This window comes from Geodermatophilus sp. SYSU D01186 (genome assembly GCF_054050215.1).
The window spans coordinates 104,481-122,263 of the sequence record NZ_JBJGYW010000002.1 but is presented as its reverse complement, the minus strand read 5'-3'; the positions used below and the strand labels follow the sequence as shown (position 1 = coordinate 122,263).

Below are 17,783 nucleotides of genomic sequence, written 5' to 3'. Positions count from 1 at the left end.
GTGGTGGTACTTCTCAGACCGTGGCGGGCTCGCGCAGGTCGACGTCCACACCACCGTGCTCGTCGGCGGGGGCCAGCGGGTCGGTCGTCGACGTCGACCGGTAGCGCTCGACGTCGAGGATCCCCTCGCGCTTGGCCACGATCGTCGGCACGAGCGCCTGGCCGGCCACGTTCACCGCGGTGCGGCCCATGTCGAGGATCGGGTCGATCGCCAGCAGCAGGCCGACGCCGGCCAGCGGCAGGCCCAGCGTGGAGAGGGTCAGCGTCAGCATGACCACCGCGCCGGTGACCCCGGCGGTGGCTGCCGAGCCGATGACGGAGACCAGCGCGATCAGCAGGTAGTCGGTGATCGACAGGTCCACCCCGAAGAACTGCGCGACGAAGATCGCCGCCAGCGCCGGGTAGATCGCCGCGCAGCCGTCCATCTTCGTGGTCGCGCCCAGCGGGACGGCGAAGGAGGCGTAGGAGCGCGGGACGCCCAGGTTCTGCTCGGTCACCCGCTCGGTCACCGGCAGCGTGCCGATCGAGGACCGGGAGACGAAGGCCAGCTGGATGGCCGGCCAGGCACCGGCGAAGTACCGCAGCGGCGAGAGGCCGTGCAGCCGCAGCAGCACCGGGTAGACGACGAACAGCACCAGCGCGAGGCCGGCGTAGACGGCACCGGCGAAGACGCCCAGCGAGCCGAGGGACTCCCAGCCGTAGGTGGCGACGGCGTTGCCGATCAGGCCGACGGTGCCCAGCGGGGCGAGCAGGATCACCCACCACAGCACCTTCTGCACGATCGCGAGCGCGGAGCGGACCAGGCCGAGGAACGGCTCGGCCGGCTCGCCGACCTTGAGCGCGGCGATGCCGACGGCGGCCGCGATGACGATCAGCTGCAGCACGTTGAACGACAGCCCGATCGTCCCGTCGTCGGCCGGGGCGGCCTGGAGACCGAAGACGTTGCCGGGGACGATGCCGTTGAGGAAGTCCCACCACGAGCCGGTGGTGCCGGGGTCGGTCTGCGCCGCCGCGTCGACGGAGCTGTTGCGGCCGGGCTCGGTGAGCAGGCCGAGACCGATGCCGATGGAGACGGCGATCAGCGCCGTGACGGCGAACCACAGCAGGGTCTGGCCGGCCAGGCGGGCGGCGTTGGAGACCTGCTTGAGGTTGGCGATGCTGACGATCACCGCGGTGACGATCAGCGGCGGGACCAGGGTCTTCAGCAGCGTCACGAAGGTGGAGCCGACGGTCTGGAGGGTGCTGGTCAGCCAGTTGGGGGTGCCGTCGGCGACGGGGCCGAGGTCTCGGGCGACGAGCCCGAGGGCGATGCCGAGCACGAGGCCCAGGAGGACCTGCGCCGCGAACGGGACGCGGCGGAGACGAGCGAGCACGGGAGAGTGCCTTCCGGGGAGTTCGAGAGAGGACGACGGGGGCGCGGGATGCGCACTCAGCCGTCGGCCGTCATCCGCCCGAAGTCGAGCGCGCGCCGCCGGGTCAGGCCCCACACGTTGCGCACGCAGGGGTCAAGGCGCCGCGCGCTCCGCACCATCCCCGGTGTGTCCGGACTCACCGCGTGCGGCGTCACCTCCCTGTCTCCCGGGAGGTGACGCCGGCGCTCTCGCGTCAGACGTCGCTGTCGCGGTCCTCGGGCTTCTTCGACGTCTCGACCTCGGTCTCGGTGAGCGGGGCGTCGCTCTGCTCGTCCATCCCGCCCCGCTCGACCTCGGCGTGCTCGGGGGTCTGCTCACTCATGCGCTGGTCCTGCCCTTCCCCGCTGGACGTGGTGGCCGCGCCTCCACCCCGAGCCGGGAGGACCGCACACGTCAGTCGGGCCAGACGGGGCGGCGCTTCTCCAGGAAGGAGGTCATGCCCTCCACGGCGCCGGGCAGCTGGCTGGCCGAGGCCATGACCTCCACCGCGGTCGCGTAGGCGTCCCGCTCCGGGCGGTCCAGCTGGGCGTACATCGTCTGCTTGCCCCACGCCTTGCTGGCCCGCGAGCCGCGGGTGGCGCGCTCCATCAGGTCGGCGACGGCCTGGTCAAGCTCGGCGTCGGGCACCACCCGGTTGACCAGCCCCCAGTCCAGCGCCGTCCGCGCGTCGATGACGTCGCCGGTGAGCGCCAGCTCCATCGCCCGCTTGCGGCCCACGTTGCGGGCGATCGCCACCATCGGCGTGTGGCAGAACCAGCCGCCCTTGCCGCCGGGAGCGGCGAAGCCGGCCGACTCCGCCGCGACGGCGAGGTCGCAGGAGGCGACCAGCTGGCAGCCGGCCGCGGTGGCCAGGGCGTGCACGCGGGCCAGCACGACCTGCGGCACGTCCTGGAGCGTCTGCATGAGCTCGGTGCACAGCTGCAGCAGGCTGCGCACCTCGGTCACCGGCCGGCCGGCGACGTCGGCGAAGTCGTGCCCGGCGCTGAACACCGGCCCCTCGGCGGCCAGCACGATGCCGGCCGCGTCGCTCTCCCCCACCTCGGTGACCGCGGCCAGCAGCTGACCGAGGTGCTCGCGGGACAGCGCGTTGCGCTTGGCCGGGCGGCACATCGTGATGGTGACGACGTCGCCGTCGCGGGCGACCCGGGGCGCACCTTCAGCACTCATGAGCCGACGCTAGCGGACCTCGACCGGCGAGGTGCCGCCGTGCAACCGCCCGCGGCCGCGCTCCTTGGCCCCGTACATGGCGAGGTCCGCCGCCTGCAGGACGTCCTCGAACGCCATCCCCGGCTCCGCCACGGCCAGCCCGATGCTGGCCGAGACCCGGACGCTGCGCCGGCCGACCTCCACCTCGTCGACCAGCGCGGCCGCCAGGCGCTCGCCGACCGCTGCCGCCGTCTCGCGGTCCAGGCCGGGCAGGACGGCGGCGAACTCGTCCCCGCCGAGCCGGCCGACCACCGCGTCCGGCACCTCCTCCAGCTGGTCGCGGAGGCGGTCGGCGAGCCGGACGAGCAGCTGGTCCCCCACCGCGTGGCCGCCGCGGTCGTTGACCTCCTTGAAGCGGTCGACGTCGATGAACAGCACCGCGCCGCCCCCGGCCAGGGCCGCCCGCCCGGCGTCGAGCAGGTGGGCGCGGTTGGCCAGCCCGGTGAGCGGGTCCTGCCGCGCCACCCGCGTCATGGCCCGGCGCCACCCGTCGGCCTCGGCGGCCACGGTGGTCAGCCGGTCGACGGTCTCGGTCAGCGCCAGCTGCTGCCCGGCGTCCGCGTCGGGCGTCAGGTCGCGGACCGCGGCCGCGAGCAGGTCGAGGACGTCCTCCAGCGGGGCGCCGGTCGCGACGGCCTCCAGCACCCGGCCCTGCAGGGCGAGCAGCCGGGCGTCCCAGCGGTGGGCGGCCACCTGGCGGCGCAGGGAGAGGACGCTGCGCACCAGGCGCACCTGGATCTCCAGGACGTCGAGGTCGTCGCCGGAGAAGCTGCGGACGTCGTCGTCGAAGACGCCGAGCGAGCCGAGCACGAAGCCGTCCTCGTCGATCAGGGGGACACCGAGGTAGGACCGGATCGCGCCGGCCGCCACCGCCGGGTTCTCGGCGAACACGGGGTGGGCGAGCGCGTCGGGCACCTCGAGGGGCACCCGCATGGCCACCACGTAGGCGCAGAACGACAGCTCGTCGGGGACGGTGGAGAACGGCGCGCCGACCCCGATCTCGGCGGGGAAGCACTGCAGGTCCGGGCCGACGAGGTTGATCACCGCGATCGGCGCGTGCAGCGCGCGGGCCGTGTAGGCCACGACCGCGTCGAGGTCGGCGTCCCCGGCGTGGCCACCGAGCCGGTAGCTGGCGAGGGCGGCCAGCCGGTCGGGGTCGGCGACGGCGGGGCGGGGGCTCAGCACGCGCGGCACCGTAGCGGGTGTCGGTCACGTCTTGTGCGTGCCGCGGTACGCCCGGTCTCGGAACCGGTGCAGGGCATGATCGGCCCATGGATCCCGTGCGCTTCGGACTGGTGGGGTACGGCTTCGGCGGCCGGTACTTCCACGCGCCCCTGCTGGCCGCCGCCCCCGAGTGCGACCTGCTGGGCGTGGTCACCACCTCGGCCGAGCGGCGGGCGCAGGTGGCCGGCGAGCACCCGGGCCTGCGCACCTTCGCCTCGCTGGCGGAGCTGGCCGACGCCGGTGCCGAGGCCGTGGCCGTCTCGACCCCGGCCGACACCCACACCGCGCTGACCGAGGAGGCGCTGCGGCTCGGGCTGGCCGTGGTGTGCGACAAGCCGTTCGCGCTCGATGCGGAGGCCGCCCGCGGCTCCGTGCGGCTGGCCGAGGAGCTCGGCCTCCCCCTGGCGCCGTACCAGAACCGCCGCTGGGACTCCGACTTCCGCACCGTCCGGGCGCTCGTCGACGCCGGCCGGCTGGGCACCGTCACCCGCTTCGAGTCGCGGTTCGAGCGGTTCGCCCCCGAGCCGGGCCCGCCCGCGGCCGGCGGCGGCACACTGCTGGACTTCGGCAGCCACCTGGTCGACCAGGCGCTGGTGCTCCTCGGCCCGGTGACCGGCGTCTACGCCGAGTGGCGGCGGCGCGACAGCGGTCTGGACGACGACGTCTTCGTCGCGCTCACCCACGCCGGTGGCGCCCGCTCCCACCTGTGGGGCAGCTGGAGCCAGGGGGCGCCCGGTGACCGCTTCCGGGTGGCCGGCACCGAGGGCGCCTACGTCGTCGGCGGACCGATGGACGGGCAGGAGGGGCTGCTGCTGGCCGGCCAGACCCCGGCGACCCTCGGCGACCGCTGGGGCGCCGAGCCGCAGGAGCGCTGGGGCCGGCTGCGCCGCGGGGACGACGCCGAGACGGTGCCCACCGAGCGCGGGCGCTGGGACACCTTCTACCCGGCCTTCGCCGCCGCCGTCCGGGGGCAGGGGCCGGTGCCGGTCGACCCGCGGGACGCCGTGGCCACCGCCACCGTGCTGGACGCCGCCCGCCGCAGCGCCACCGACGGCGCCGTCGTCACGCCGTAGGGGCCGGCACCGCCCGGTCCAGCCCGTTCGCCGCCCGCACCACGTCGACGATCTGGCCCATGATGTCGGTCAGCCCGACGTCCTTGGGGGTGAAGACCCGGGCGACGCCCTGCTCCCGCAGCCGCCGGGCGTCGCCGTCGGGCACGATCCCGCCGACCACGACCGGGACGTCGTCCAGCCCGGCGTCGCGCAGTCCCTGCAGCACCGCAGGCACGACCTGCAGGTGCGAGCCGGACAGCACCGACAGGCCGACGACGTGCACGTCCTCCTCGACCGCGGCGGAGACGATCTGCGCCGGGGTGAGCCGGATGCCCTGGTAGACGACCTCGAAGCCGGCGTCCCGGGCCCGGACGGCGATCTGCTCGGCACCGTTGGAGTGCCCGTCCAGCCCCGGCTTGCCGACGAGCAGGCGCAGCCGGCCGCCGAGCTCCTCCCCCGTGACCCGGACCCGCTCGCGGACCCCGGCCAGCGTCGCGTCCGCCGCCCCGCCGGTGGCCGCGGCGACGCCGGTGGGTGCCCGGTACTCGCCGAACACCTCGCGGAGCACGCCGGCCCACTCCCCCGTCGTCACGCCGGCGCGGGCGCACTCCAGGGTCGCCGGCACGAGGTTCTCCGCGCCGCCGGCGGCGACGCGCAGCGCGTCCAGCGCGCGCCGGACCGGCTCGGGGTCGCGGTCGGCCCGCCACTGTCGGACCGACGCGCAGGCCGCCGCCTCCACCGCCGGGTCGACGGTCTGGATCGCGGTGTCGAGGTCGGCCAGCAGCGGGTTGGGCTCGGTGCCCTCGAAGCGGTTGACCCCGACGACGACGTCCTCGCCGCTCTCGATCCGCCGCCGCCGCTGCGCCAGCGAGGCCACCAGCCGGCCCTTCATGTAGCCGGACTCGACGGCCGCGACCGCGCCGCCCATCTCCTGCACCCGCGCCATCTCCGCGCGGGCGCCCTCGACGAGCTCGGCGACCTTCCGCTCGACGACCACCGAGCCGGTGAAGAGGTCCTCGTACTCCAGCAGGTCGGTCTCGTAGGCCAGCACCTGCTGCAGCCGCAGCGACCACTGCTGGTCCCAGGGGCGGGGCAGGCCCAGCGCCTCGTTCCACGCCGGCAGCTGGACCGCCCGGGCGCGCGCGTCGCGGGACAGCGTCACCGCCAGCATCTCCAGGACGATCCGCTGCACGTTGTTCTCCGGCTGCGCCTCGGTCAGGCCCAGCGAGTTGACCTGCACGCCGTAGCGGAACCGGCGGTGCGCGGGGTCCTGGACGCCGTAGCGCTCGCGGGTCAGCTCGTCCCAGAGCTCGGTGAACGCGCGCATCTTGCACATCTCCTCGACGAAGCGCACGCCGGCGTTGACGAAGAAGGAGATGCGCGCGACCACCTCGTCGAAGCGCTCCAGCGGCACCTGCCCGGAGTCGCGCACCGAGTCGAGGACGGCGACGGCGGTGCTCATCGCGTAGGCGATCTCCTGCACCGGCGTCGCACCCGCCTCCTGCAGGTGGTAGCTGCAGATGTTGACCGGGTTCCACCGCGGCAGCGCCGAGACGGTGTAGGCGACCATGTCGGTGGTCAGCCGCAGACTCGGCCCCGGGGGGAACACGTACGTCCCCCGCGACAGGTACTCCTTGATGATGTCGTTCTGCGTCGTCCCGGCCAGCTGCGCGACGTCGGCCCCCTGCTCCTCCGCCACCACCTGGTAGAGCGCGAGCAGCCACATCGCGGTCGCGTTGATCGTCATCGACGTGTTCATCTCGCCGAGCGGGATCCCGTCGAACAGCGCACGCATGTCGCCGAGGTGCGTCACCGGGACGCCGACCTTGCCGACCTCACCGACCGCGAGCTCGTCGTCCGGGTCGTAGCCGGTCTGCGTGGGCAGGTCGAACGCCACCGACAGCCCGGTCTGTCCCTTCGCCAGGTTCCGCCGGTACAGCGCGTTGGACTCCGCCGGCGAGGAGTGCCCGGCGTAGGTGCGCATGACCCAGGGGCGGTCGCGCTCGTCCGGCGTGTGCGGGAACGGCATGCCCGCGGAGTGTAGGGCGGTTACCGGTCGGTAGCAGGACCCCCTCCGGAGGGCTCCGGTGGCACACTCGCAGGGCACGAGGGAGGAGGTCGCCGATGCCGATCGGGGCGGGCAGCAGCCTGCACTTCCTGGTGGGTCCGGCGATCGCGTTCGCCGTCATGGCCCTGCTCGCGCTGTTCCTGCGCTGGGCGTTCGGCTCCGACGACCGTCGCCGTCCCCCGCCGGACGACGGCCTGCTCACGCTCGTCGCCACCCTGTCCACGCGGGAGTCCGCGCTGGCGCTGCGCGCCGTCCTCTCCGACGCCGGGATCCGCTCGACGATCCGCCTCCCCGCCGCGCACCGCGCCGAGGTGCTCGTCTTCCCCGAGGACGCCGACCGGGCCCGCCGGCTGGCCAGCTCGTTCCCCGCGGGCTGAGGACAGCCCTGGTCGAGCGAGGGCCCTCTCAGTCCGGGCGCTGCACCCGCTCGATCTGGACGCCGAGCCCGCGCAGCTGCTCGACGAAGTCGGGGTAGCCGCGGTCGACGTGGTGCACGTCCTGGACCTCGGTGACGCCGTCGGAGACCAGCCCGGCCAGCACCAGCCCGGCGCCGGCCCGGATGTCGGTGGCCAGCACCGGGGCGCTGGAGAGCCGCTCCCGGCCGCGGACGACGGCGTGGTGCCCGTCGATGCGCACCGAGGCGCCCAGCCGCACCAGCTCGTTGACGAACATGAACCGGCCCTCGAACACGTTCTCGGTGATCAGCGCGGTGCCGGTGGAGACCGACGCCAGCGCCACCGCCATCGGCTGCAGGTCGGTCGGGAACCCCGGGTACGGCAGCGTGACGACGTCGACGCAGCGCGGCCGCCCGTCCATCGCCACCCGCAGCCCGCCGTCCAGCGGCTGGACGTGCGCGCCGGCATCGGTGAGCTTGTCCAGGGCGACGGTGAGGTGGTCGGCCACGGCCCGCTCGATGACGACGTCCCCGCGGGTCATGACCGCGCCGATCGCCCAGGTGCCGGCCACGATCCGGTCGGGCACGGTCGTGTAGGTGACCGGCTTGAGGGTGGAGACGCCCTCGACGGTGATGGTGGAGGTGCCGGCGCCGTCGATGACCGCGCCCATCGCGGTGAGCATCGCGCACAGGTCGGCGATCTCCGGCTCGCGGGCGGCGTTGTCGATCACCGTGGTGCCCTCGGCGAGGACGGCGGCCATCACGAGGTTCTCCGTGGCCCCGACCGAGGGGAAGTCCAGCCAGATGCTCGTGCCGGTCAGCCGCGGAGCGGTCGCGACGAGGAAGCCGTGCTCGCTCTCGATGGTGGCGCCCAGCCGCTCCAGGCCGGAGATGTGCATGTCCAGCCCGCGGGAGCCGATGGCGTCACCGCCGGGCAGCGCGACCTTCGCCGACCCGCAGCGGGCCACCAGCGGGCCCAGCACGCTGATCGAGGCGCGCATCTTGCGCACCAGGTCGTAGTCGGTCTCGGTGGCCGGCTCCTCCGGCACGTCGACGACGACCCGGCCGCCGCCCCCGCCGTGCGGGTGGCGCTCGTAGGTGACGTCGCAGCCCAGGCGCCGCAGCACCTCGCTCATGATCGCCACGTCGAGGATGTCGGGCACCTCCTCGATGGTGGTCCGCCCGGACGCCAGCAGCGCAGCGGCCATGAGCTTGAGGGCACTGTTCTTCGCACCGGTCACCCGGACCTGGCCCCGCAGAGCCGTGCCGCCGGTGACCTCGAAGCACTCCACCCGACCACCCTACGGCGCGCCGGGAACCCGCCGACGGCAGCGCCTAGGCTGCGCAGGCATGACCGTTCGGCTGACCCGCATCTACACGAAGACCGGTGACGCCGGGCAGACCCACCTCGGCGACATGAGCCGCGTGGCGAAGACCGACGCGCGCCTCGTGGCCTACGCCGACGTCGACGAGGCCAACAGCGTGCTCGGTGTCGCCCTGGCACTCGGCTCGCCCCCCGCGGAGCTGGCCGACCTGCTGCGCAGCGTGCAGAACGACCTGTTCGACGTGGGCGCCGACCTGTGCACGCCGATCGCCCCGGACCCGGAGTTCCCGCCGCTGCGGGTCACCGCCGCCTACACCGAGCGGCTCGAGGCGGCCTGCGACACGTACAACGAGACCCTGCCCAAGCTGGCCAGCTTCATCCTCCCCGGCGGCACGCCGCTGGCCGCGCTGCTGCACCAGGCCCGGGTGGTCACCCGGCGCGCGGAGCGCAGCGTGTGGGCGCTGCTGGAGGCCGACGCCGACCGCACCAACGCCGAGACGGCCCGCTACCTGAACCGGCTGTCGGATCTGCTGTTCATCCTGGCGCGGGTGGCCAACCCCGGCGGCGACGTGCTGTGGGAGCCGGGCGCGCACAGTGGCGCCCACGCCCAGCGGGAAGCGTCCACCCCCGAGCACTGATCCCGGGCCGCGCTCAGCGGACGGGCGGGGCGGACTCCACCCAGGAGAGGAAGCCGGTCACCGTCGAGGGGTCCATCGCCAGCTCCCGGCGTCCCGCGGCGGTGACGCAGGAGAGGACGACGACGTCCGGCGGCAGTGCGACGTCCTCGGGGCCGGCGCCGCGGCGTCCCTCGACCAGGAACTCGGCGCGGCACAGCCGTTGCTGGGGCCGCACCGACAGCGACAGCGCGCGATACCAGAGCAGCGCGTCCCCGCCGTACCAGGCCACGCCCACGGACCAGCGCGACGACCCGCCCGGACGCAGCCACATGGTGACCGCGCCCAGGCCGGAGAGCAGGAACCGGCGGCGCAGCAGGAAGGCGACCACCACCACGACGAGGAGCAGCCCGGCCAGGACCAGCAGTGCGGTGGTCATCCTGCCGGCAGGCTCATCGGGGTGCCGGTCGGCCGGGCCTCAGGCTTCCTGACCGGCGGCCCGCAGGCGCGACTGGGCGCGGCGGGCAGCGGCCAGGGCCTCGGGGTCGTCGCCGGCGCCCTCGGCGCGGCGCAGCGCCTCACGGGCACGCTCGACGTCGATCTCGGAGGAGATCTCCGCGGTCTCGGCGAGGATGGACACGCCCCGGTCGGTCACCGACAGGAAGCCGCCGTGCGCGGCCACGACCATGTCCTGGCCCTCGGTGGTCCGGATGCGGACCACGCCGCCGGGCGCGAGCTCCCCGAGCAGCGGCGCGTGGCCGGGCAGGACACCCAGCTCGCCCTCCGTGGTGCGCGCGATGACCATGCTGGCCTCGCCCGACCAGATCATCCGCTCGACGGCCACCAACTCGACCTGCAGGGTCGCCACGACACTCCTCGGGGTCCACCGCCGGGCGGTGCGGGGTCGCCTCGTCCGGGTGGACACGGCGACGGTTCGGGCCCCACTCTATCGGCCCGGGCGCCCGGGCCTCCCGGCGATCCCCGGGACCACCCCTTCGGGCCACGCCGGGACCCGACCGGCACGGGAGCCGGCGGCGACAGCGCGACCGGGGCGTCAGGCGGCGCGGCGGTACAGCAGCGTCCAGCGACCGACGCGGACCCACGGACGGCGCACGGTGGACGCCGGCGCCCACCGCTCGGTGACGAAGTGCCGGCCGCCGATGTACGGGACCGCCGCCGAGGGTGGCCAGCTCCAGTCGGCGCCGTCCGGCCTGCTCGTCCCGTCCACTGTCGTCTCCTGCACCCTGCCCGGACCGTCCGGGACCCCTGCTCGGGTGATCGGCACGGAGCCTGCCGCGCTTGAGACCCGCGCACCAGGGCTCTTCGTCACGTCCCGGCGACACCGCCCGGGCCCGGGACGCGGAACGGCCGGGCCCCCAGCGGGGACCCGGCCGTTCCGGCGGGCTGGGTGCGGAACTCAGCCCTTCTTGAGCTTGTCGGCGTTGCGCTCGAGGTCCTCGAGGCCACCGCACATGAAGAACGCCTGCTCGGGGACGTGGTCGTACTCGCCCTCGGTCAGCGCCTTGAACGCCTGCAGCGTCTCCGCCAGCGGGACGAAGGACCCCGGCTGACCGGTGAACGCCTCCGCCACGAACATGTTCTGCGAGAGGAACCGCTCGATGCGCCGGGCCCGGTTGACGGTGACCTTGTCCTCCTCACCGAGCTCGTCGATGCCGAGGATGGCGATGATGTCCTGCAGCTCCTGGTAGCGCTGCAGGATCCGCTGCACCTCACGGGCGATCGTGTAGTGCTCCTGGCCCACGTACTGCGGGTCGAGGATCCGGCTGGTGGAGTCCAGCGGGTCCACGGCCGGGTAGATGCCCTTCTCCGAGATCGGCCGGGAGAGCACCGTCGTCGCGTCGAGGTGGGCGAACGTGGTGTGCGGCGCAGGGTCGGTGATGTCGTCGGCGGGCACGTAGATCGCCTGCATCGAGGTGATCGAGTGGCCGCGGGTCGAGGTGATCCGCTCCTGCAGCTCGCCCATCTCGTCGGCCAGGGTGGGCTGGTAACCCACCGCGGACGGCATGCGGCCGAGCAGCGTGGAGACCTCGGACCCGGCCTGCGTGAACCGGAAGATGTTGTCGATGAAGAGCAGGACGTCCTGGTTCTTCTCGTCGCGGAAGTACTCCGCCATCGTCAGGGCCGACAGCGCGACCCGCAGGCGGGTGCCCGGCGGCTCGTCCATCTGGCCGAAGACCAGCGCGGTCGAGTTGATGACGCCGGACTCGGTCATCTCCGTGATGAGGTCGTTGCCCTCACGGGTGCGCTCGCCGACGCCGGCGAACACCGACACGCCACCGAACTCCTGGGCGACGCGGCGGATCATCTCCTGGATGAGCACCGTCTTGCCCACGCCGGCGCCGCCGAACAGGCCGATCTTCCCGCCGGCCACGTAGGGCGTGAGCAGGTCGATGACCTTGATGCCGGTCTCCAGCATCTCGGTGCGGCCCTCGAGCTGGTCGAACCGCGGCGCGTGCCGGTGGATCTCCCAGCGGTCGGCGTCGCGGCCGTAGCCCGGCTCGTCCAGGCACTCGCCGAGGGCGTTCCAGACGTGGCCGGTGGTCACGTCGCCGACGGGCACCGAGATCGCCGCACCGGTGTCCCGGACCTCGGCGCCGCGGATCAGGCCGTCGGTCGGCTGCATCGAGATGGTGCGGACCACGTTGTCACCCAGGTGCTGGGCGACCTCGAGGGTCAGCGTCTTGCCCAGGTCGGCGAGGGTGACCTCCACCTTCAGGGCGTTGAACAGGTCGGGCATCGCGTCGCGCGGGAACTCGACGTCGACGACCGGGCCGGTGACCCGGACGACGCGGCCGGTCGTCTGGGTGGTCGGACGGTCCTCGGTGACGGTCATCTGTACTGCTCTCCTGCCCTCGGGCTCGGTTGGATCCGCGTCGTGGATGTCCCCGCCGTGGCGGGGACGGGGTCAGTCGTCGGCGCCGGCCGACACGAGCGCGTCGGCGCCGCCGACGATCTCGCTGATCTCCTGGGTGATCTCGGCCTGGCGGGCCTGGTTGGCCTGCCGCGAGAGGTTCTTCGCCAGTTCCTCGGCGTTGTCCGACGCCGACTTCATCGCCCGCCGCCGGGATGCCGACTCCGACGCCGCGGACTCGAGCATCGCCGCGAAGATCCGCGTCGTCACGTACTTCGGCAGCAGGGCGTCGAGCAGGGCCTCGGCCGACGGCTCGAACTCGTACGAGGTCGGGACGCCGCTGTCGCCGGTGATCCCGTGCTCGCGGTCTTCCCGCTCGTAGTCGAACTCCTCGACCTCCTCGACCTCCAGCGGGGCCATCCGCTTGGCGACCGGGACCTGGGAGAGCAGCGAGCGGAACTCGGTGTAGACGATGTGCAGCTCGTCGACCCCGAGGATGCCGTCGGCGCCGGCACCGGTCTCGTCGTCGTCCTCACCGGCGGTGAAGGCGGTGATGAGCGCCTCCCCCACGCGCTGGGCGTCGGTGTAGTTCGGCTGCTCGGAGAAACCGGTGAAGGTGTCGGCCATCTCGCGGTTGCGGAAGGAGTAGTAGGTCTCCCCCTTCCGCCCGACCACGTACAGCAGCGGCTGCTTGCCCTCCTGGCGGAGCAGCGACAGCAGCTCCTCGGTGCGGCGCAGGACGTTGACGTTGTACGAGCCGGCGAACCCGCGGTCGGAGGTGATCACGAGGACCGCGGCCCGGCGCGCGTTCTGCCGCTCGGTGAGCAGCGGGTGGTCCAGCGACGCCGAGGAGGCCAGCGCCGACAGGACCCGCGTGATCTCCCGGGCGTAGGGCTTGGACGCCTCCACCCGGGCCTGGGCACGCACGATGCGGGCACCGGCGATCAGCTCCTGCGCCGAGAAGATCTTCTTCGTCGACTGCGTGGAGCGGATGCGGCGCCGCAGCGCGCGGAGGTTGCCGGCCACGGTCAGCTGCCCCGCTTGACCTGGACGCGCTCCTGGCCGCGCTCGGACGCGTCCATCGCCTCGGCCTCGGGCTCGTTGATGTGCAGGGTGCCGCCGTCGGAGGTCTGGAACTGCCGGTAGAACTCCTCGACCGCGGCCTCCAGGCTGCGGACCGCGTCGTCGCCCAGCGCCTTGGTCTGGCGGATCTCGTCGTAGATGCCGTTGTCACCGCGACCGATGAAGTCGAGGAACTCGGACTCGAAGCGGCGGACCTCCGGCACCGGGACCTTGTCCAGCTTGCCGGTGGTGCCCAGCCAGATGGAGACGACCTCGCGCTCGACGGGGTAGGGCTGGTACTGGCCCTGCTTGAGCAGCTCGACCAGACGCTGACCGCGGTCCAGGGTGGCCCGGCTGGAGGCGTCGAGGTCCGAGGAGAACGAGGCGAAGGCCTCGAGCTCGCGGTACTGGGCCAGGTCCAGCCGCAGGCGGCCGGCGACGGACTTCATCGCCTTGATCTGCGCCGAGCCACCGACGCGGGACACCGAGATACCGACGTTGATGGCCGGGCGGACGCCGGAGTTGAACAGACCCGTCTCGAGGAAGATCTGCCCGTCGGTGATCGAGATGACGTTGGTCGGGATGTACGCCGACACGTCGTTGCCCTTGGTCTCGATCAGCGGCAGGCCGGTCATCGAGCCGGCACCGAGCTCGTCGGAGAGCTTGGCGCAGCGCTCGAGCAGCCGGGAGTGCAAGTAGAAGACGTCGCCGGGGTAGGCCTCGCGGCCCGGCGGACGGCGCAGCAGGAGGGACACCGCGCGGTAGGCCTCGGCCTGCTTGGACAGGTCGTCGAAGACGATCAGGACGTGCTTGCCCTCGTACATCCAGTGCTGGCCGATGGCCGAGCCGGTGTAGGGGGCGATGTACTTGAAGCCCGCGGCCTCCGACGCCGGCGCGGCGACGATGGTCGTGTACTCCATCGCGCCGGCCTCCTCGAGGGCGGCGCGGATGGCGGCGATCGTGGAGCCCTTCTGGCCGACCGCGACGTAGATGCAGCGGACCTGCTGCTTCGGGTCGCCGGTGGCCCAGGCCTGCTTCTGGTTGATGATCGTGTCGGTGACGATCGCCGTCTTTCCGGTCTGGCGGTCACCGATGACCAGCTGCCGCTGGCCGCGGCCGATCGGCGTCATGGCGTCGATGGCCTTGATGCCGGTCTGCATCGGCTCGTGCACCGACTGCCGCTGCACCACGGTGGGGGCCTGGAGCTCGAGGGCGCGACGGCCGGTGGTGGCGATCGGGCCGGCGCCGTCGATCGGGTTGCCCAGCGGGTCGACGACGCGACCGAGGTAGCCGTCGCCGACCGGCACCGAGAGCACCTCGCCGGTGCGGCGGACCTGCTGGCCCTCCTCGATGCCGGCGTAGTCGCCGAGCACGACCACGCCGACCTCGCGCACGTCGAGGTTCAGGGCCAGGCCGCGGACGCCGCTCTCGAACTCGAGCAGCTCGTTGGTCATGACCGAGGGCAGGCCCTCGACCCGGGCGATGCCGTCGCCGGCCTCGGTGACGATCCCGACCTCTTCCCGGGACACGTCCGGGGTGTAGTCGGTGACGTAAGTCTGGATGGCACTGCGGATCTCGTCTGCGGAGATCGTCAGCTCGGCCATGGTCTGCGTCCTCTTCCCTGCTGGGGTGGTGTCTGTCTGCTGGACTGGGGGCTGCGGAGTGACGACGCCGGTCAGCCGACCAGCCGTCGGCCGGCGGCCTCGAGGCGGTGGGTGATGCTGCCGTCGATGACCTCGTCACCGACCCGGATCACCAGGCCACCGAGGACGGCGGGGTCCACGGTCACCTGCAGCCCCATCGCCCGGCCGTAGAGGCGGCTGAGCACGTCGGTCAGTCGGCGCTCCTGCGCGACGGTGAGCGGGACGGCGGTGGTCACGCGGGCCACGGAGTGGCCACGACGGCCGGAGGCCACCTCGGAGAGCCGCTCGACGACCGTCGCGGCGTTGCCGACGTTGCGGCCGGTGAGGTGGTTGCGCAGCAGCAGGACGGTGATCGGGCTGACCCGCCCGGCCAGCAGCCGCTCGACGAGGGCGCTCTTCCCCTCGGCCGGGGCTGAGCGGTCGCTGAGGATGCGGGAGAGCTCGGCGTCCCCGCCGATGATCCGGCCGAAGCGGAAGAGCTCGTCCTCCACGCCGTCCAGCTCGCCCCGCGCGGCGGCCGCGTCCAGCGCCGCCTCCGTCGCGACGGTCTCGGTGGCCTCGACCAGGTCCAGCGGCCGCGACCAGCGCTGCCGGGCGACGGTCTCCACCACGTCGACGGCGGCCTCGGAGACCTTGCCGCCGAGGAGCCGGCGGGCCAGGCCCGCCCGCTCCGCCGGCGAGCCGGACGGGTCCGACAGCGCCCGGCGCAGCCCGATCTGACCGTCGAGCAGGCGGGCCACGGCGAACAGCTCGTCGGCCAGGCCGACGAGGGCGTTCCCGGTGGCGCCGCTGGTCCGGTCGGTCAGGCGCTCGCGCACCTGCGCGAGCGCCGCCCGGCTGGAGGCGTCCATCAGCGGTTGCCCTCCGGCGCGTACACCGAGCTGCCGGTGCGCCCGTCGGGCGAACCGGCGGCCATGCCGTCGAGCTGGTCGAGGAACCGGTCGACGGTGCCGCGGCGACGCGCGTCGTCCTCCAGGGACTCCCCGACCACGCGGCCGGCCAGGTCGACGGCGAGCGCGCCGATGTGGCCACGCAGCTCGTTGACGACCTGCTGACGGGACGCCGCCAGCTGCTCCTCGCCACGGGCCAGGATCCGCGCGGACTCCTGCTGGGCCTGGGCCCGCAGCTCCTCGAGGATCTGCTGGCCCTCGGCGCGCGCCTGGTCGCGGATCTGCGCCGCCTCGGTGCGGGCCTCGGCCAGCTGCGCCCGGTACTGCTCCAGCGCCGTCTTGGCCTCGACCTGCATGGCCTCGGCCCGCTCGATGCCGCCCTCGATCGCCTCGCGGCGGGCCCGGAAGACCTGCTCGAAGCGCGGGGCGACGTACTTCGCGAACACGAAGAAGACGAGCGCGAAGGCGATCAACCCGACGACGATCTCGCCCACGGGCGGGAGGAGCGGGTTGTGTGATTCCGCAGCCAGGATGCTCATGATCTGCACGTCCCTACGTCAGCGGTGTCCGAACCGGTGAGGCCCGGGGTCACTGACCGAAGATGAAGGGGACGACCAGGCCGATCAGCGCCAGCGCCTCGGAGAGGGCGGCGCCGAGGAAGGCGTAGGTCCGGGTCAGGCCGGCGGACTCGGGCTGCCGGGCGGTCGCCTGGATGTAGGCGGCCCAGACGATGCCCACGCCGATGCCGGGGCCGATGGCGGCGAGGCCGTAACCAACCGAGCCGATGCTGCCGGTCAGTTCTGCCAGAACGTCCATTGCTGAGGATTCCTCCTGTGTCGGTCGCCCGGGTCGTCCCGGGCGGCTGGCGGGGGTGGAGCGGTCAGTGGGCAGGCTCGACGGCGCCGTTGAGGTAGGTCGCCGTGAGGATGGTGAAGACGTAGGCCTGCAGGACGATCACGAGGACCTCGAAGAAGGTCATGACGATCGCCATGAGGAACGAGAGCGGGCTGAAGATCACCGAGAAGTTGCCCACGAAGAGCAGGTAGGTCGCGCCCAGCGAGAAGACGACCAGCAGCATGTGGCCGGCGAACATGTTCGCGAAGAGTCGGACGGCGAGGGTGAACGGCCGGATCACGAAGACCTGCAGCAGTTCGATCGGCGTCACGAGGATCAGCGCGCCGACCGGCACACCCGGCGGGATGGCGGCGTCCTTGAAGTACTTGGCCGCGCCCTGCTCACGGATGCCGACCCAGTTGTAGAGCACCCAGACGATCACCGCGAGGACCAGCGGGATCGCGAACTTGGAGTTCGGGGAGATCTGCGCGAACGGGATGATGCTCATCGCGTTGTTCGCGAGGATGAAGAAGAACAGCGACGCGAGGAACGGCGCGAACGGCAGGCCCTTGGGGCCGATGACGTCGCGGGCCATGCCGTCGCGGACGAGGGAGTAGCCGCTCTCGCCGAGGTACTGCAGCTTGCCCGGCACGATGGAGGGCTTGCGCACCGCCGCGACCAGCAGGGCCGTGATCGCCAGGGTGGCGATCCAGAGGATGATCGTGATGCGGGTGATCTCGAAGTCGATGCCCAGCAGGGAGAACGAGGCGATCGGCTCCGGGTAGAACTCCTCGATGCTCGGAGCCTGGAAGCCGGTGTCCTCGCCACCTTCGGCTGCGGCGAGCACGTCTGCGAGCGCGAGGGCGCTGGAGGTCACCGTTGTCCCTTCTGCGTCCTGGGTGGGCTGCGTCGCCCGCCCCGGGTGGAGCCGGTGCGCCCGGCCCCCTCGGCCGGGGGCACGGCGCCGTACTTGACGACCACCAGGTAGATGGCCACCGTGAGACCGAGGAGCACGCCGATCAGGGCGATGAAGTTGGTGCCCAGCCAGCGGTCGAGCAGCAGCCCGGCCCCGCCCCACACGATCATCCCGGACAGCATGGTCCCGGTGATCCCCCAGCCGATGTCGGCCCCACTGGGGTGACGTTCGGCGGGCGGTGCAGGTCGGGGCCGAGAGACCCCGCGAGCGGAG

Annotated in this window: 20 protein-coding genes; 3 read left to right on the top strand and 17 right to left on the bottom strand. The window is 73.0% G+C overall.

The features are described from left to right. Nucleotides 1-13: 13 nt before the first annotated feature. The 4 genes from ACI784_RS02040 to ACI784_RS02025 all read right to left on the bottom strand — a co-directional run bounded on the left by ACI784_RS02040 (nt 14) and on the right by ACI784_RS02025 (nt 3,802). Nucleotides 14-1,372, bottom strand: coding sequence for a dicarboxylate/amino acid:cation symporter (locus tag ACI784_RS02040; RefSeq protein WP_457012386.1), 1,359 nt, complete (start codon nt 1,370-1,372; stop codon nt 14-16). Nucleotides 1,373-1,604: 232 nt separating this feature from the next. Beyond that, nucleotides 1,605-1,733 (bottom strand): hypothetical protein, encoded by a 129-nt coding sequence (locus ACI784_RS02035; RefSeq protein WP_457012385.1) that lies wholly within the window; start codon nt 1,731-1,733, stop codon nt 1,605-1,607. Nucleotides 1,734-1,804: 71 nt separating this feature from the next. Further along, on the bottom strand, nt 1,805-2,578 hold the full coding sequence (locus ACI784_RS02030; protein WP_457012384.1) for an enoyl-CoA hydratase-related protein: 774 nt from the start codon (nt 2,576-2,578) through the stop codon (nt 1,805-1,807). Between the two features lie 9 nt (nt 2,579-2,587). Next, the gene (locus ACI784_RS02025; protein WP_457012383.1) at nt 2,588-3,802 is read right to left on the bottom strand and encodes a diguanylate cyclase domain-containing protein; all 1,215 of its coding nucleotides are present in this window, start codon (nt 3,800-3,802) and stop codon (nt 2,588-2,590) included. Between the two features lie 86 nt (nt 3,803-3,888). Here ACI784_RS02025 and ACI784_RS02020 point away from each other — a divergent pair, with 86 nt between their 5' ends. After that, nucleotides 3,889-4,914, top strand: a complete 1,026-nt coding sequence (locus ACI784_RS02020; RefSeq protein ID WP_457012382.1) for a Gfo/Idh/MocA family protein — start codon at nt 3,889-3,891, stop codon at nt 4,912-4,914. On the opposite strand, the gene ACI784_RS02015 is transcribed toward ACI784_RS02020, so the two are convergent. Continuing rightward, nucleotides 4,904-6,922, bottom strand: coding sequence for a methylmalonyl-CoA mutase family protein (locus ACI784_RS02015; protein WP_457012381.1), 2,019 nt, complete (start codon nt 6,920-6,922; stop codon nt 4,904-4,906). The genes ACI784_RS02020 and ACI784_RS02015 overlap by 11 nt on opposite strands. Nucleotides 6,923-7,017: 95 nt before the next feature. On the opposite strand from ACI784_RS02015, the gene ACI784_RS02010 reads away from it, so the two are divergent. Continuing rightward, nucleotides 7,018-7,338, top strand: a complete 321-nt coding sequence (locus ACI784_RS02010; RefSeq protein WP_457012380.1) for a hypothetical protein — start codon at nt 7,018-7,020, stop codon at nt 7,336-7,338. Nucleotides 7,339-7,366: 28 nt separating this feature from the next. Here the strand turns inward: ACI784_RS02010 and murA are convergent, their stop codons facing one another. After that, nucleotides 7,367-8,647, bottom strand: coding sequence for a UDP-N-acetylglucosamine 1-carboxyvinyltransferase (gene murA, locus ACI784_RS02005; RefSeq protein ID WP_457012379.1), 1,281 nt, complete (start codon nt 8,645-8,647; stop codon nt 7,367-7,369). Between the two features lie 58 nt (nt 8,648-8,705). Here murA and ACI784_RS02000 point away from each other — a divergent pair, with 58 nt between their 5' ends. Then, nucleotides 8,706-9,317, top strand: coding sequence for a cob(I)yrinic acid a,c-diamide adenosyltransferase (locus ACI784_RS02000; RefSeq protein ID WP_456922243.1), 612 nt, complete (start codon nt 8,706-8,708; stop codon nt 9,315-9,317). A gap of 13 nt (nt 9,318-9,330) precedes the next feature. On the opposite strand, the gene ACI784_RS01995 is transcribed toward ACI784_RS02000, so the two are convergent. From ACI784_RS01995 to ACI784_RS01945, 11 genes are all read right to left on the bottom strand, one after another. Continuing rightward, nucleotides 9,331-9,732 carry a DUF2550 domain-containing protein gene (locus ACI784_RS01995; RefSeq protein ID WP_456922244.1) on the bottom strand — a complete coding sequence of 134 codons (402 nt, stop codon included), beginning with the start codon at nt 9,730-9,732 and terminating at the stop codon, nt 9,331-9,333. Between the two features lie 39 nt (nt 9,733-9,771). Continuing rightward, nucleotides 9,772-10,161: a F0F1 ATP synthase subunit epsilon gene (locus ACI784_RS01990; protein WP_456922245.1), complete on the bottom strand. Its 390-nt coding sequence runs from the start codon at nt 10,159-10,161 to the stop codon at nt 9,772-9,774. Nucleotides 10,162-10,347: 186 nt separating this feature from the next. Next, entirely contained in the window at nt 10,348-10,521 is a 174-nt protein-coding gene (locus ACI784_RS01985) for a hypothetical protein (RefSeq protein ID WP_456922246.1), read from the bottom strand. Nucleotides 10,522-10,710: 189 nt separating this feature from the next. Continuing rightward, entirely contained in the window at nt 10,711-12,147 is a 1,437-nt protein-coding gene (atpD, locus tag ACI784_RS01980; RefSeq protein ID WP_456922247.1) for a F0F1 ATP synthase subunit beta, read from the bottom strand. 72 nt (nt 12,148-12,219) lie between these two features. Then, nucleotides 12,220-13,191, bottom strand: coding sequence for a F0F1 ATP synthase subunit gamma (locus ACI784_RS01975; protein WP_456922248.1), 972 nt, complete (start codon nt 13,189-13,191; stop codon nt 12,220-12,222). 2 nt (nt 13,192-13,193) lie between these two features. Continuing rightward, nucleotides 13,194-14,831: a F0F1 ATP synthase subunit alpha gene (gene atpA, locus ACI784_RS01970; protein ID WP_456922249.1), complete on the bottom strand. Its 1,638-nt coding sequence runs from the start codon at nt 14,829-14,831 to the stop codon at nt 13,194-13,196. A gap of 71 nt (nt 14,832-14,902) precedes the next feature. Then, complete coding sequence (locus ACI784_RS01965) at nt 14,903-15,721, bottom strand: F0F1 ATP synthase subunit delta (protein ID WP_457012378.1); 819 nt, start codon at nt 15,719-15,721, stop codon at nt 14,903-14,905. Continuing rightward, nucleotides 15,721-16,299 (bottom strand): F0F1 ATP synthase subunit B, encoded by a 579-nt coding sequence (locus ACI784_RS01960; RefSeq protein ID WP_456922251.1) that lies wholly within the window; start codon nt 16,297-16,299, stop codon nt 15,721-15,723. Before ACI784_RS01960 ends, ACI784_RS01965 begins: the two co-directional genes overlap by 1 nt. A 49-nt stretch (nt 16,300-16,348) precedes the next feature. Next, a complete protein-coding gene (gene atpE / locus ACI784_RS01955) occupies nt 16,349-16,576 on the bottom strand; it encodes an ATP synthase F0 subunit C (RefSeq protein WP_056288464.1) in 228 nt (75 codons plus the stop codon). A 64-nt stretch (nt 16,577-16,640) separates the two neighbouring features. Beyond that, a complete protein-coding gene (gene atpB / locus ACI784_RS01950; RefSeq protein WP_456922252.1) occupies nt 16,641-17,471 on the bottom strand; it encodes a F0F1 ATP synthase subunit A in 831 nt (276 codons plus the stop codon). Further along, nucleotides 17,468-17,680: a hypothetical protein gene (locus ACI784_RS01945; RefSeq protein ID WP_457012377.1), complete on the bottom strand. Its 213-nt coding sequence runs from the start codon at nt 17,678-17,680 to the stop codon at nt 17,468-17,470. The genes atpB and ACI784_RS01945 overlap by 4 nt, the downstream gene beginning before the upstream one ends. Nucleotides 17,681-17,783 lie beyond the last annotated feature (103 nt).

What these genes read in the sequence shown, in the direction of transcription:
- ACI784_RS02015 (WP_457012381.1), bottom strand. Translation starts at nt 6,922, where the DNA reads ATGCCGTTCCCGCACACGCCGGACGAGCGCGACCGCCCCTGGGTCATG.
- atpD (WP_456922247.1), bottom strand. Translation starts at nt 12,147, where the DNA reads ATGACCGTCACCGAGGACCGTCCGACCACCCAGACGACCGGCCGCGTC.
- ACI784_RS01995 (WP_456922244.1), bottom strand. Translation starts at nt 9,732, where the DNA reads ATGACCACCGCACTGCTGGTCCTGGCCGGGCTGCTCCTCGTCGTGGTG.
- ACI784_RS02020 (WP_457012382.1), top strand. Translation starts at nt 3,889, where the DNA reads ATGGATCCCGTGCGCTTCGGACTGGTGGGGTACGGCTTCGGCGGCCGG.
- ACI784_RS02010 (WP_457012380.1), top strand. Translation starts at nt 7,018, where the DNA reads ATGCCGATCGGGGCGGGCAGCAGCCTGCACTTCCTGGTGGGTCCGGCG.
- atpA (WP_456922249.1), bottom strand. Translation starts at nt 14,831, where the DNA reads ATGGCCGAGCTGACGATCTCCGCAGACGAGATCCGCAGTGCCATCCAG.
- ACI784_RS02035 (WP_457012385.1), bottom strand. Translation starts at nt 1,733, where the DNA reads ATGAGTGAGCAGACCCCCGAGCACGCCGAGGTCGAGCGGGGCGGGATG.
- ACI784_RS01965 (WP_457012378.1), bottom strand. Translation starts at nt 15,721, where the DNA reads ATGGACGCCTCCAGCCGGGCGGCGCTCGCGCAGGTGCGCGAGCGCCTG.
- ACI784_RS02000 (WP_456922243.1), top strand. Translation starts at nt 8,706, where the DNA reads ATGACCGTTCGGCTGACCCGCATCTACACGAAGACCGGTGACGCCGGG.
- ACI784_RS02030 (WP_457012384.1), bottom strand. Translation starts at nt 2,578, where the DNA reads ATGAGTGCTGAAGGTGCGCCCCGGGTCGCCCGCGACGGCGACGTCGTC.
- ACI784_RS01960 (WP_456922251.1), bottom strand. Translation starts at nt 16,299, where the DNA reads ATGAGCATCCTGGCTGCGGAATCACACAACCCGCTCCTCCCGCCCGTG.
- ACI784_RS01945 (WP_457012377.1), bottom strand. Translation starts at nt 17,680, where the DNA reads ATGATCGTGTGGGGCGGGGCCGGGCTGCTGCTCGACCGCTGGCTGGGC.
- atpE (WP_056288464.1), bottom strand. Translation starts at nt 16,576, where the DNA reads ATGGACGTTCTGGCAGAACTGACCGGCAGCATCGGCTCGGTTGGTTAC.